Genomic DNA, 14,529 nt, shown 5'->3' on the forward strand with positions numbered 1-14,529 from the left:
AATGCAACAAGACATAAACCTACGGGTCGATCCGAGAACGGCATCGGACATGAAACGACTTTCCGAAAAGGGCATCAAAACATCAGGAATAAAAGCTGAAAGGGTAAAAGGAACGCGTATAATAAAACGGTCAATCGACGCCCGCCAACGCAAGGTCACGGTAAATATAACATTGCGGTTGTATATCGACGAAAACATACCTGTCGACATATATCCCACAATTGACTATGCACCTGTGAAGTCATCGCATCAGGCCGTCGTCGTAGGCGCCGGACCGGCAGGTCTGTTTGCGGCCCTACGTCTTATCGAGCGAGGCATAAAGCCTATAGTTATAGAACGAGGAAAAGACGTGGACTCACGACGCAAAGACATGGCAGCCATAGCCCGCGAAAATATAGTAGACCAGGATTCCAACTATTGTTTCGGCGAAGGCGGAGCAGGCGCATACTCCGACGGCAAACTCTATACCCGCAGCAAGAAACGCGGCTCTGTAGAGAAAATCCTGTCCATACTCCACCAACACGGAGCTGATGAGAGCATAATGGTGGACGCGCATCCGCATATAGGCACAGACAAACTTCCGGTAGTCATAAAAGCGATAAGAAACACTATTATACGGGCAGGCGGAGAAGTATATTTCAACCAACGTGTATGCGACATTACAATTAACAACGATACGGTCACCGGAGTCAAAACCATAACTGGTGAAGAGTACCGAGGTCCGGTAATACTTGCTACAGGCCACTCCGCCCGTGACGTATACAAAATATTGGCAGATCACGGCATAGAAATGGAAGCAAAAGGCCTCGCCATAGGCGTCAGGCTTGAACATCCGCAGGAACTTATAGACCGAATCCAGTATCACTCACCCGAAGGACGCGGCAAATATCTGCCTGCCGCCGAGTACTCTATGCTCACTCGTGTCGACGGACGAGGTGTCTACTCTTTCTGCATGTGTCCGGGTGGTTTCATAATACCTGCGGCGAGCGGTCCGGGACAACTTGTAGTCAACGGCATGTCACCGTCGTCACGTGGCACTCGCTGGGCCAATTCAGGTATGGTTGTAGAGCTACTGCCTGATGATATAGAAGACAAACATGATGCAGGTCCGCTTAAAATGATGTACTATCAGGAAGATATAGAAGCCCGCTTTTATAAAGATGCAGAGAAGACTCATAACGCGCCGGCACAACGCATGCTTGACTTCACCAACGGCAAGACATCGTCCTCTCTGCCGGCAACCTCATATGCTCCGGGCATACACAGTGCCCGCATAGACAGGCTTTTGCCGCCAGAAATATCGGAACGCCTGCGCAAAGGCTTCATTGAATTTGGCAGGAAGTCGCACGGCTTTCTCACCAATGATGCGGTACTGATAGGATGCGAGACACGCACCTCTGCTCCAGTAAGAATCATACGCGACAATGCCACACTCCAACATATCAGGATAAAAGGGCTGTTTCCATGCGGCGAAGGAGCCGGATATGCAGGAGGCATTGTATCGGCGGCAATTGACGGGGAGCGATGTGCCGATGCCTTGGTATCGTACATGGACACTACACACGCCGGCAATTAATCTTATTAAATAATATTTTTATTATATATCTATGTATATATCCGTGGATTTTCATTAATTTTGTAATCTGAATTGCATAATCAAAGAATAATAGCATGTCGGAAATAAAGAAGATCAAGACCGCGTTAGTATCGGTGTACCACAAAGATGGACTTGAAGAGATACTTGCAATGTTAAATAAAGACGGAGTCAAATTTTTATCCACAGGTGGTACTCAGTCTTTTATAGAGAGCTTGGGTTACAAATGTGAGCTTGTTGAAGACTTGACCGGATATCCATCCATACTCGGTGGCAGAGTGAAGACTCTGCATCCCAAAGTATTCGGGGGTATACTCAACCGTCGTGACAATGCTACTGACCGCGAACAGATAAAACAATATGACATACCTGAAATAGACTTGGTCATCGTAGACCTCTACCCGTTCGTAGACACAGTCGCCTCGGGAGCATCGCATGAAGCTATTATCGAAAAGATCGACATAGGCGGCATATCGCTTATACGTGCTGCCGCAAAAAACTACAACGACGTAGTCATAGTGGCCTCCAAAGGACAATATAAAGCTCTTGCCGACATGTTGCGCGAAAAAGGCGCACAATCATCGCTCGATGACCGTCGATGGTTTGCAAAAGAAGCCTTTGCCGTAAGTTCGGGTTATGACAGTTCCATATTCAATTATTTTGATCTTCAGGACGGACCGTCGGCCCTGCGCGTAGCAATCGACGGTGCAAAGACAATGAGATATGGCGAGAACCCTCATCAGAAAGGTTATTTCTTCGGTGATTTCGAGCAATTGTTCTCTCAGCTTCACGGTAAGGAGATATCATACAACAATCTGCTTGACATCGATGCTGCGGTAAATCTTATATCGGAGTTTACCGAACCTACGTTTGCCATTCTCAAGCATAACAACGCCTGCGGACTTGCCACCCGTTCTACCATCAGCGAAGCATGGAGTGCCGCTCTTGCCGGTGATCCGGTATCGGCTTTTGGGGGTGTGCTCATAACCAACGGCACTGTCGACGGCCCTGCAGCAGAAGAAATCAACAAGATATTTTTTGAAGTGATAATCGCTCCCGGGTACACCGACGAAGCGCTTGACATACTTAAACAGAAAAAGAACCGCATAATTCTCGTACAGAAAGCTCCCGTTACAGAAACGATGCAGTTCCGTTCGTGCCTTAACGGAGCACTCGGACAAGAACGCGATTTAAAGGTTGAGACTACAGAGGACCTCAAGCAGGCTACTATTGCCGCCGTGACTCCCGAACAGGAAAAAGACCTTCTTTTCGCCAACAAGATTGTCAAGAACTCAAAGAGCAACGCTATCGTTCTTGCCAAAGGCCTTCAGCTCTATGCAAGCGGAGTAGGACAGACATCGCGTGTCGATGCCCTTAGGCAGGCTATCGCCAAGGCTAAATCATTCGGTTTCGATTTAAATGGCGCGGTGATGGCATCTGATGCGTTCTTCCCATTCGCAGACTGTGTGGAGATAGCACACGAAGCAGGCATAAACGCGGTCATACAACCCGGAGGCTCCATACGCGATAACGATACCATAGAGTATTGCAACAATAATGGTATAGCGATGGTCATTACCGGCATACGCCACTTCAAGCATTAATAATACTCTCCATATACTATAATTAAATGGGACTTTTCTCTTTCACAAAAGAAATAGCCATCGATCTCGGTACTGCCAATACCATTATAATACATAATGACAAGATCGTGATCGATGAGCCCTCGATAGTGGCCCTCGACACTAAAACCGGCAAACTCATAGCCGTAGGTACCGAGGCCCAGCAGATGCAGGGCAAAGAGCCGGAAGGCATACGCACCGTAAGACCTCTGCGCAAAGGAGTCATAGCAGACTTCAACGCAGCCGAGCTTATGATACGCGGCCTCGTAAAAAAAGTAAGCACCAAGAGCAATTGGTTTTCACCGTCGCTCCGTATGGTGGTAGGAATACCCTCGGGCTCAACCGAAGTGGAGATCCGTGCCGTACGTGACTCGTCGGAACACGCCGGCGGTCGTGATGTGTACATGATTTATGAACCAATGGCGGCAGCTCTCGGCATAGGTCTTGACGTTCAGGCGCCGGAAGGCAACATGATTGTTGATATAGGCGGCGGAAGTTCTGAAATAGCCGTGATATCGCTCGGCGGCATTGTAAGCAACAAAAGCATACAGATAGCCGGCGATGACCTTACCGATGACATACAGGAACATATGCGCCGAGCCCACAACATCAAAGTAGGCGAACGCACTGCCGAACTTATAAAAATGAACGTAGGCTCTGCCCTTACCGAGCTTGAGAATCCGCCGGAAGACTATATAGTACATGGCCCCAACCAGATGACTGCCCTTCCCATGGAAGTACCTGTCACCTATCAGGAGATATCGCATTGCATCGAAAAGTCAATATCCAAGATAGAGGCCGCAGTACTCAGCGCACTTGAACAGACACCGCCCGAGCTATACGCCGACATTGTACGCAACGGCATATGGCTTGCCGGAGGAGGTGCCTTGCTAAGAGGTCTTGACAAGCGGCTTGTAGATAAGATAGGCATACCTTTCCACATAGCCGAAGACCCGTTGCTGGCCGTAGCACGCGGAACAGGAGTGGCACTTAAGAACATCAATAAGTTCAAGTTCCTCATCCGATAACTTCTTATGGTATAGTCACCGATTAATGTTAAAAGGAGTGTCGCTTTACAGCGGCACTCCTTAACAACTAATTTAATGTATAGGGCAATTTACTTAAATGCATAATCTTCTTGACTTTTTCATAAAGTACAGCAAGTGGTTTGTTTTCATAATATATGTGGTCATCAGCTGCATATTGCTTGTCAACAACAATCCCTATCAACATTATATTTATCTTACCTCGGCCAACAAGGTGAGTTCGCTTGTGTTTAAAGCATCCAATTCCGTCACTTCTTATTTCTATCTTCACGACATCAACGAAGATCTGCAGCGACGCAATGCAAGCCTTGAACAGGAGGTAATAAACCTACGTCATCAGATAAAAGCCTACCGCGAAGAGATACAAGCCGACTCACTGCGCATGGACTCGACTCTCATGCCATTTGACTATATTTTGGCAGGAGTTATAAGCAACAGTGTATCAAGAGCCCATAACTACTTGACTATTGAAAAAGGCGCACTCGATTCAATAAAGCCCGAAATGGGTGTTGTGGATCAGAATGGCGTAGTAGGTATAGTAAACGTTGTCGGCGACCATTCGGCAAGAGTGATATCATTGCTCAATCCCAAGATGAGACTGTCGTGTAAAGTCAAAGGACGCGAATATTTCGGCTCATTGGTATGGGACGGAAAGAGCCCGCATGAGGCTCTACTTGAAGAGATGCCGCGCCATGAACGGTTCAAGAAGGGCGATACGATTGTCACCAGCGGATATTCCGCGGTATTTCCCCCTGACATACCGGTAGGCACCATCATTTCCCACGAGAAAGAGCATGATGACAACTTCTATGCTTTGCGTATAAAACTATTCACCGATTTCACCACATTAAGTACGGTAAGGGTCATACGCAACTCTATGATAGACGAGCTCAACATGATAAAAGAAGGAGAGGAAAACGACTGATAAACCGAAACCCTACATGACAAAGACAATAATACAATTTGCCATATTGACGGTGGTTCTGATACTTGCACAGGCAATGGTGTTCAACAACATATGTCTGTTCAATGTAGCAGTGCCATTCGTTTTCATCTATGTTTTGGTAAGGCTTCCGCTTAACCTCTCGGTCAACTGGGTTCTGACAATAGGCTTCCTCACCGGCCTGTCGGTTGACATATTTGCAAATACACAAGGCATGAACGCGCTTGCATGCACAATACTCGCAATGTCACGACGAAATGTTCTGCACCTATACTTCCCGCGCGAAGACGAGCTTACCGACCCTGAACCGTCGGCCAAGTCGCTCGGACTCGATGTGTACATGAAATATCTGTTTACGCTTGTCTTGCTATATTGTGCAGTTATATTCCTCATCGAGGCATGCTCGTTTTTCGATCCAGTAAGGCTGGGGCTGCGCATTGTATGTAGCTCGGTATTGTCGTTTCTGCTCCTATTGGGACTCGACAGCGTGTTGTCGCGACATGATTGAAAACCACACACCATGAGAAAAGATTACAGACTTGAAAAAAGGAAATATATAATCGGAGGCTTAATAATAGTCATAGTAGCCATATACATCGTAAGGTTGTTCAACCTTCAGGTGATGGAAAACGACTACAAGCAGTTTGCCGACTCCAACGCATTCATGCGCAAGACCCTATACCCGTCACGGGGCATGATGCACGACCGCAACGACAAACTTGTAGTGTACAACCAGCCGGCTTACGACGTGATGATGATACCCAAGAACGTGCAGGAATTTGACACTCTTGACTTCTGCTCGGCGCTCAACATAACCAAGGAGCAATTTGTAAAAAGGGTACGCGACATGAAGGATAAACGCCTGAATCCCGGATACTCGTCGTATACGCCGCAACGATTAATAACCCATATATCGGCCCAAGACTACGGGCGTCTGCAGGAAAAGTTATACCGCTTTCCCGGATTCTTTATCCAGCAGCGCATACTGCGCCAATACATGTATTCCACAGCGGCCAATGTGCTTGGCAACATACGCGAAGTGTCACAGCGTGACGTAGAGCGCGACCCCTACTACTCGGCAGGAGACTACTGCGGTGACCTCGGTGTAGAAAAAAGCTACGAAGAGTATCTGCGGGGTGAGAAAGGTGTGGAGATACTTATACGTGATGCTTACGGACGTATACAGGGTAAATATGACGACGGAGCACATGACGTAGCGCCGGTGTCGGGACGCGACATCAAGCTAAGTATCGACATAGACCTGCAGATGTATGGCGAGAAACTGATGCAAAACAAGATCGGCGCCATAGTAGCCATCGAACCTGCCACCGGCGAGATACTCGCAATGGTAAGCAGTCCGACTTACGACCCGAAGCTTCTTGTAGGTCGCGAAAGAGGCAAAAACTACAACGAACTTGTAAATGACTTTTACAAGCCGCTGTTTGACAGGGCACTGATGGGAGCGTATCCTCCGGGGTCTACTTTCAAACCGTCACAAGGTCTTATATTGCGACAGGAAGACATCATAACGCTCACCACGGCCTATCCATGCTATCACGGATTCATCAACGGAGGCCTGAAAGTAGGATGCCACGGCCATGGTTCTCCGATAGCGCTAAAGCCGGCATTACAGACATCATGCAACGCATTTTTCTGCTGGGGGCTGAAAGCCATGCTCGACGGAAAACGTGCAAAATACGGCTCTGCGGCCGAGGCCTTCGAAGTATGGAAACACCACCTCGTTTCGCTCGGCTATGGCTATAAACTCGGAGTGGATCTTCCCGGTGAAAGCCGCGGATTCATACCCAACGCAAAGTTTTACAACAAGATATATGGTGAAAACCGCTGGAGTGCCAATACCATAATATCCATATCCATAGGCCAAGGTGAGATATTGGCCACCCCACTGCAGATAGCTAATCTGTGTGCCGCCATCGCCAACCGCGGATGGTTTGTCACACCCCACGTAGTTAAAGAGATACAGGACACGGTACTCCCGGCTGAGTTCCGCGACAAGCGCTACCCGACGATTGACCGCCAGCACTTCGAGGATGTGGCCGAAGGCATGCGCATGGCCGTAACGGGCGGTACATGCAGACTCGCCAACCTTAAAGACATCGAAGTATGCGGCAAAACAGGCACAGCACAGAACCCTCACGGCAAAGACCACTCCGCGTTCATAGGCTTCGCGCCGTACCATGACCCGAAGATAGCCATATGCGTATACGTCGAGAATGCAGGCTTCGGAGCCACATACGGTGTGCCTATCGGTTCGCTGATGATAGAGAAATATCTTACCGACACCATCGCCCCCGAGCGACAGTATCTTGAAGATAGAATGTTTGAAGCTAATACAATCATAAGCAGTGGAGTCAAGAAACACTAATCCGTCAGTATTCCGTTACCTTGACTGGACAACGGTTATTATATACTTTCTACTCATCATAGGCGGCATCATATCCATCTATGCGGCAAGTTATGACTTTGACAATGCCTCGATATTTTCTTTCGATGAGTTTTCAGGCAAGCAATTACGTTGGGTAGGTCTTGCCGCATTAGCCGGTCTTATTATACTTTTAATAGACTTCCGCATCTACGAGGCCTACGCATACCCGATATACGGAGTACTCATCATACTTCTGATAATAACGATATTCATAGCACCCGACATAAAAGGCTCACGTTCATGGCTCGTAATAGGCCCGATGAGTCTGCAACCGGCTGAATTTGCCAAATTCGCCACCGCTCTGGCTTTGGCCAAACTATTCTCGTCATATAACTTCACACTCAATGCCTCGCCGGTCAATTATATAAAGGCCCTGCTCATAATTTTTCTGCCTGTAGGACTTATTCTCGCACAGAAAGAGACCGGTTCGGCGTTGGCATACATGGCACTGTTTTTTGTACTGTACCGCGAGGGCATGAGCGGCCTTGTGCTCACCGCCGCATTGTGTGCCGTCGTATTCTTTGTCACGACTGTCAAATACACCGAAACTGCTATCATGGGGCTACCGTCGGGCGAAGTAGCCGTATTTATAATGATCGAGCTCATAATGGTAGCCATGCTGGCGATATACTGCCGCCTTATTGCCGGAGCCCGCAACGTATTGTTATGGTTTCTCGTCACAGGCATTGGAGCATGGATAGCCCGTCTATGCGGAGTCGAGATATCCGGCATGGTGTTTTTCCTGACAGTAATCGGCATAGCCTCGCTCTACTGCCTGATACTTATGTTCAAGGCTCCAGCCCGTCATCTGCTTATCACCATAGGCGCTGCCTTATGCTCGATAGCTTTTCTCTTTTCTGTCAACAAAGTGTTTAATGAAGTTCTGCAGCCTCATCAGCAACAGCGTATAAAAGTATCACTCGGCATCGTCGAGGACCTGCGCGGAGCCGGCTACAACGTAAACCAGTCCAAAATAGCCATCGGCTCCGGAGGCGTCGCCGGCAAAGGATTTCTCAACGGCACCCAGACCAAGCTCAAATACGTGCCCGAACAGCACACCGACTTTATATTCTGCACAATAGGCGAAGAAGAAGGCTTCATCGGCACAACCGCCGTACTCGCCCTCTTCCTCATACTCATACTGCGCGTAATCACCATCGCCGAACGTCAGCCCACCACCTTCGGCCGCGTCTACGCCTACTGCGTGGCCTCCTTCCTCATCTTCCACTTGGCCATCAACGTAGGCATGGTCATAGGGCTATGCCCCGTAATCGGCATCCCCCTCCCCTTCTTCAGCTACGGCGGCTCCTCACTGTGGGGATTCACCTTCCTCCTCTTCATCATGCTCCGCATCGACGCCTCACGCCGCGAACACCTCAGCTACTGACCCCTCCCCCACACAACAAGGGGGGATGCCGGCATACCGACATCCCCCCCTTATTCCGACCGACGCGACAACGCCGCTAAGCCTCAATCGCGCCGAAATATATCGCGCGTATACACTTTCCCGGCAACATCACCAAGCACCGGGTCGTAACGATTGGCAATTATAGCATGACTGCGCGCCTTGAATTCCTCCAAATTATTTACCACCTTACTACCGAAAAACGTTGTACCATCATCCAATGTAGGCTCATAGATTATGACCTCGGCGCCCTTTGCCTTGATCCGCTTCATTATTCCCTGTATTGAGGACTGACGGAAGTTATCAGAATTAGATTTCATAGTAAGACGGTAGACACCAATCACACATAAGCCTTCACGCTCACGGCTGTAACCACTGTTATCATCATACCATCCAGCCATTTTAAGAACACGATCGGCAATAAAATCCTTACGGGTACGGTTGCTCTCTACGATTGCCGACATCATGTTTTGAGGCACATTGGCGTAGTTGGCAAGCAACTGCTTTGTATCTTTAGGCAGACAATAACCGCCATAACCGAACGACGGATTATTGTAGTGTGTACCGATGCGGGGGTCAAGACCTACACCCTCGATTATAGCTTGACTGTCAAGGCCTTTGATTTCGGCATAAGTATCAAGTTCATTAAAATAGCTCACGCGGAGCGCAAGGTATGTGTTGGCAAACAGTTTTACCGCCTCGGCTTCCTTCATGCCCATGAACAGCGTAGGTATGTCAGCCTTAACTGCACCTTGCTGCAACAGACCGGCAAAAACGCGGGCTGCATCTTCCAACAATTTGATATCGGCAATCCTGCATATAGCTTCATTTTCAGCGCCGAACTCAGGCGAATCAATCAACTTGGGATATCCTACAATTATACGGCTTGGATACAGATTATCGTACAAAGCCTTACTTTCACGCAGGAATTCCGGAGAAAAAAGCAGATTCAACTTCCCTACCCCGGCCTGCGCATAGCGCAAATAAAGGCTGCGGCAATACCCCACAGGTATGGTAGACTTTATCACCATCACAGCATCAGGATTGACCCTTAACACAAGGTCAATGACATCCTCGATACAGTGGGTATCAAAATAATTCTTCACCGGATCGTAGTTGGTCGGAGCCGCAATAACGACAAAATCAGCATCTTTATACGCTTCTTCACCATTAAGCGTGGCAGTGAGGTCAAGCTCCTTCTCGGCAAGATACTTCTCTATATACTCATCCTGTATGGGCGATATCCTGCTGTTGATTTTATCAACCTTTTCCGCAATGACATCGACGGCCGTCACCCTGTTATGCTGCGCCAGCAGTGTGGCTATCGACATACCCACATAGCCCGTTCCCGCTACCGCTATATTATACTTTCGCATACTATCCATATTAAAGTTTATAATATTCTTTAAACCAATCAACTGTTCGCTCAATTCCGTTCTGTAAAGGAGTACAGGGCTTAAATCCGGTAGCCTCTGCCAAAGCCGAAGAGTCAGCATATGTTTGATATACGTCACCCGGCTGCATCGGAAGAAATTCTTTTCGCGCCTCACGACCGATAGCAGTTTCTATACAGGATATATAATCCATTAACTTTGTTGGCTGCTGATTCCCTATATTATAAATTCTATAAGGTGCCGGTGACGTTGCGGGATCCGGATTTTCCTCATCCCAATCAAGGTTACCCTCGGGTATAATGTCTACAATACGTGATACACCTTCTACAATATCATCAATATAAGTAAAATCACGAAGCATATCACCATTGTTGAATACCTTGATCGGTAGGTCATGAAGAATAGCATCTATAAAAAGAAACGGAGACATATCCGGACGACCCCATGGTCCGTAAACAGTAAAAAATCGTAATCCGGTAGTCGGGATGCCATACAATTTAGAGTAAGCATGAGCCATTAATTCATTGGACTTCTTAGTGGCGGCATAAAGGCTTACAGGATGAGCAATCCCATGATGCTCCGAAAATGGAACCTGCCCGTTAAGACCATATACACTTGAAGATGATGCGTACACAAGATGCTTCACCTTGTTATCCCGACAACCTTCAAGCACGTTTATAAACCCGTCGACATTACTCTCTATGTAAGCGTGAGGATTGGTAATGGAGTAACGCACACCTGCCTGCGCGGCAAGATTTATAACAGCATCAAATCCGCCATTAGCAAACAGCATCTGCATTGCCTGCGTATCCTCCAAATTCATGCGTATGAAACTAAACTCTTTAGAAAGTGTAGATTCTGCAAACTTGTACCATGCTACGGCATCCTTTTCTATTCCCAATCGGGAAAGACGGCCATATTTTAATTCTACATCATAATAGTCATTCAGATTATCAAGACCGATTAATTTGTGCCCTTTTTCAATAAGACAAGCGCTTACAGCCGCACCAATAAATCCGGCAGCGCCAGTAACAAGTATTTTCATAATTATACCGCTATATTATTCGTTATAAAGTTGGTCATACAAACTTATGTATTGTGATGCCACTCTTGATTTAGTAAATTTACTTTCAACTCGGTCATGAGCATTATCAGACAACTCGGCCATTTTCTCAGGGTCGGAAAGCAACTCATCAATAGCAGAGGCAAATAAGGCGGAGTCGCTATTACGAACTTCAATACCGGTTTTGCCACCTAATGATACCCAGTTTACCCCTGACCCTCCAATTGTAAATGTCACCGGCGCACACTTACAATACATGGCCTCAGCCAAAGCGACCCCAAATGCTTCATTTCGCGTGATTGAAGGAAAGGCAAAAACAGAAGCCGCATAAAGGTACCTACGCATAACATCATTGCTAATTCGCCCTAACCAATATATCCTGTCAGAAGCATATGTTGCTTGTAATTCATTAGTCAAAGGCCCGCTTCCCGCTATTACAAATACACAATCGTGTTTCACCATCCTTTCAGCATCAAGCAAATAGCGTATACCCTTGTACTCTACATGCCTGCCCACGAAAAACACGATTGGTTTATTTCCATATTTCTCTTGTATTTCCCGTATATACGGCTCGTCAGCAGTCTTTAGTTTAAACTTATCTTCATCTATTGAGCAAGGTATAACAACGATCTTATCTTTAACCGGTCTAAGATTATCGGAAGCATCGATATAAGCCGGGCTTGTGGCTATAACTACATCGGAGCGTCTAAGCAACTTATTTTCAATAGGACGTATAAACGGCTTCATTATTCGTTGTGCAACAACATCACTATGCCAGTGAACAATGAGTTTATTACGTTTCCTTATTGACAATAATAAATATATCGCGCCCAAAGGATTAGGATAATGAAAATGTATAATATCCGGGTCAAATAGTTTTATCGAGCGCTTCAACTCGCGGAAGTATTTAAACGATAACGGTTGACTTGCCAATATGCCTTGTGACGATGCTCTTACGACGGGGATATTTTCAACATCTTCATCAACTGAATAATTTTTATTGTTAAACGAAATTATTCTTTGTTGAGCGCCCGTCAACGCTTCGACAACAACATGATTAATTGATTCAATTCCACCCTCGATTGGCGAATAGAATTTACCAATATGAAGAATTTTCATTTATAATAAATTTATCTATTGATAATTCGAGGCTTTGGAAGAACAACAGTTGCATTGTCAAAAACATCTTCAACGACCACACAATTAGCCCCGACCTTTACATTATTTCCGATATTTACCGAAGGGAGCACCTTACTTCCAGCACCCAAGAGAACATTATCCCCTATTTTACCCCCCCCTGCATAACAGTAACCTGCTGATACACAATGCATCCAGCACCAATAGACACATCATGCCCAATAATAATTCCATTAGGCCCATGGGGAAGACATGGAGGCTCGGCAAAAAATGCTCCAGAATTTAAGTTAGTCCCGAATGAACAATTATTGAATGCGTCACATCGTTTTATATACCAGAGATAAAATAATTTAATCAGGATATGAGCAGTATTATCTGGATTCGTTACAATATATCTTCTCCTCCAATATTTGTCATGATTATAATGTTGTACTAAACCTTGAAGGAATCTTCCAAATACATTTTTTTGACAAAATTTCATTATATCCATATACCTTGATTTTCCTGATTTCACAATTTAAAGTCTTATTTCCTTGTATATAAATTTTTCTAAATAGGCTCTAAATATCATTCTTGAATTCATTTAAGAAACTAGACCGCCGCTCATCCAATACGGACTTGGAATATTGTTGAGCCTTTATTACATTTTTCCTTGCCTGTTCTTTTAATACATTATTATCTATATTCTTCAGAATATCAACTATCTGTGATATATTTCCAGCCCTAAACAAGAACTCAGGTTCAATTAATTCCGGAATGCCGGCGATTTTGGACCCAATACATAAACAGCCTCTGCTCATGGCCTCTATAACGGCTCTTGGAAGCCCTTCTTGCTTGCTTGGTTGAGCATATATGTCAATGTCATCTAAAAATTGGAATATTTCGCTATGTTTAATTGGTCCCGTGAAGAAAACCAAATCCTCAACCTGATATTTTTTTGTCAACCGTTTTAAATATGACGGATTGCCTGAACCAACTATATAGTATTCAAATTCAATCCCCTTGTCCCTTAACTTCTTTAAAGCTTTAATGATGTATTGTTGCCCCTTATATTTAACATCGACAGCAGCTACAGTGGCTATTCGGAAACGTCGCCCCGATAAAATGGTTGTATAGCGCGTTGCCAAGTCAATTTGATAAGTGTTGAGTTCCACATTGCTGCAATTTATCTGCTGGCCGCACGTTGGATATCTGTTCTGTAAAAATTCAGATGTAACATATATTGAATATTGGGCTCTTTGCTGTACGCGTTTGAGCCAAAGATATGCAAACGGAGCCAATAGCTTGCCTTTTAAACTATAATTCCATAAAGCATCCCAAGGACAGCCACAGACAACAGTCAGAATCGGTTTATGCTGCTGATGAGCAATCTCAAACGCAAGATTACTGACAAATGACGAGTGTACATGTATAATACAAGCATCACATTTTTCAATAATTGTGTTGAGCCGCGTCTTAAATACATTCCAATTCAACAATGAATTAAATGAATTCATCTTATCTATGAACTGGAACTCAACAGAACCATTGCATATCTTGTCAGAAGAGCCTTTACCTACACGCTTTACCGGAGCGACACAAATCACTTTATCATCGGATCGGGCATATCTGTTTAACATTACAGATATAGGATTGCTGAAGTATGCTTCTCCATCATATTCAACTTCATCCGGAATGCAAAAAAATAGAATCATTGGGTATTTAATGTTGATATCGGCATTATATAAAATTCAGTGAGTGTCAAATATCAACGAAGATTCAAAATCGAAGTGCAAAAACTTTGCTTAGATAAGCAGACCAACCTCACTCCTCTCGGAGGGGGATGCCCAAGCGGCGGGGGCGGCCGAGTCCGCCCCCAAGAGTGAATCGGTAGAAAAAA

At 45.8% G+C, this 14,529-nt stretch carries 13 protein-coding genes; 7 read left to right on the forward strand and 6 right to left on the reverse strand.

Annotation, left to right across the window (positions count from 1 at the left end):
• Window position 1: 1 nt before the first annotated feature.
• The 7 genes from FW767_RS02475 to rodA all read left to right on the forward strand — a co-directional run bounded on the left by FW767_RS02475 (window position 2) and on the right by rodA (window position 9,038).
• Window positions 2-1,576 (forward strand): NAD(P)/FAD-dependent oxidoreductase, encoded by a 1,575-nt coding sequence (locus FW767_RS02475; protein ID WP_121698094.1) that lies wholly within the window; start codon window positions 2-4, stop codon window positions 1,574-1,576.
• A gap of 95 nt (window positions 1,577-1,671) precedes the next feature.
• The gene (gene purH / locus FW767_RS02480; RefSeq protein ID WP_121698093.1) at window positions 1,672-3,198 is read left to right on the forward strand and encodes a bifunctional phosphoribosylaminoimidazolecarboxamide formyltransferase/IMP cyclohydrolase; all 1,527 of its coding nucleotides are present in this window, start codon (window positions 1,672-1,674) and stop codon (window positions 3,196-3,198) included.
• A gap of 26 nt (window positions 3,199-3,224) precedes the next feature.
• Complete coding sequence (locus tag FW767_RS02485) at window positions 3,225-4,244, forward strand: rod shape-determining protein (protein ID WP_121698092.1); 1,020 nt, start codon at window positions 3,225-3,227, stop codon at window positions 4,242-4,244.
• Window positions 4,245-4,341: 97 nt separating this feature from the next.
• Complete coding sequence (mreC, locus tag FW767_RS02490) at window positions 4,342-5,187, forward strand: rod shape-determining protein MreC (RefSeq protein ID WP_121698091.1); 846 nt, start codon at window positions 4,342-4,344, stop codon at window positions 5,185-5,187.
• Window positions 5,188-5,203: 16 nt separating this feature from the next.
• Window positions 5,204-5,713, forward strand: a complete 510-nt coding sequence (locus tag FW767_RS02495; protein WP_147438684.1) for a rod shape-determining protein MreD — start codon at window positions 5,204-5,206, stop codon at window positions 5,711-5,713.
• A gap of 12 nt (window positions 5,714-5,725) precedes the next feature.
• Window positions 5,726-7,591: a penicillin-binding protein 2 gene (gene mrdA, locus FW767_RS02500; protein WP_148464196.1), complete on the forward strand. Its 1,866-nt coding sequence runs from the start codon at window positions 5,726-5,728 to the stop codon at window positions 7,589-7,591.
• Window positions 7,572-9,038 (forward strand): rod shape-determining protein RodA, encoded by a 1,467-nt coding sequence (gene rodA / locus FW767_RS02505; RefSeq protein WP_121698088.1) that lies wholly within the window; start codon window positions 7,572-7,574, stop codon window positions 9,036-9,038. Before mrdA ends, rodA begins: the two co-directional genes overlap by 20 nt.
• 83 nt (window positions 9,039-9,121) lie before the next feature.
• On the opposite strand, the gene FW767_RS02510 is transcribed toward rodA, so the two are convergent.
• From FW767_RS02510 to FW767_RS02530, 6 genes are read right to left on the reverse strand one after another with little or no spacing between them, the layout of a single operon-like run.
• A complete protein-coding gene (locus tag FW767_RS02510; protein ID WP_394349334.1) occupies window positions 9,122-10,432 on the reverse strand; it encodes a nucleotide sugar dehydrogenase in 1,311 nt (436 codons plus the stop codon).
• 10 nt (window positions 10,433-10,442) lie between these two features.
• Window positions 10,443-11,495 (reverse strand): NAD-dependent epimerase, encoded by a 1,053-nt coding sequence (locus tag FW767_RS02515; protein ID WP_121698086.1) that lies wholly within the window; start codon window positions 11,493-11,495, stop codon window positions 10,443-10,445.
• A 15-nt stretch (window positions 11,496-11,510) separates the two neighbouring features.
• Entirely contained in the window at window positions 11,511-12,632 is a 1,122-nt protein-coding gene (locus tag FW767_RS02520; protein ID WP_121698085.1) for a glycosyltransferase, read from the reverse strand.
• 11 nt (window positions 12,633-12,643) lie between these two features.
• Window positions 12,644-12,844 (reverse strand): DapH/DapD/GlmU-related protein, encoded by a 201-nt coding sequence (locus FW767_RS13290; RefSeq protein ID WP_235897988.1) that lies wholly within the window; start codon window positions 12,842-12,844, stop codon window positions 12,644-12,646.
• Entirely contained in the window at window positions 12,796-13,164 is a 369-nt protein-coding gene (locus tag FW767_RS13295) for an LbetaH domain-containing protein (RefSeq protein ID WP_235897989.1), read from the reverse strand. The genes FW767_RS13290 and FW767_RS13295 overlap by 49 nt, the downstream gene beginning before the upstream one ends.
• A 46-nt stretch (window positions 13,165-13,210) precedes the next feature.
• Window positions 13,211-14,344: a glycosyltransferase family 4 protein gene (locus tag FW767_RS02530; protein ID WP_121698084.1), complete on the reverse strand. Its 1,134-nt coding sequence runs from the start codon at window positions 14,342-14,344 to the stop codon at window positions 13,211-13,213.
• Window positions 14,345-14,529: the final 185 nt, after the last annotated feature.

The organism is Heminiphilus faecis, assembly GCF_008728965.1.
GTDB classification, from domain to species: Bacteria; Bacteroidota; Bacteroidia; order Bacteroidales; family Muribaculaceae; genus Muribaculum; species Muribaculum faecis.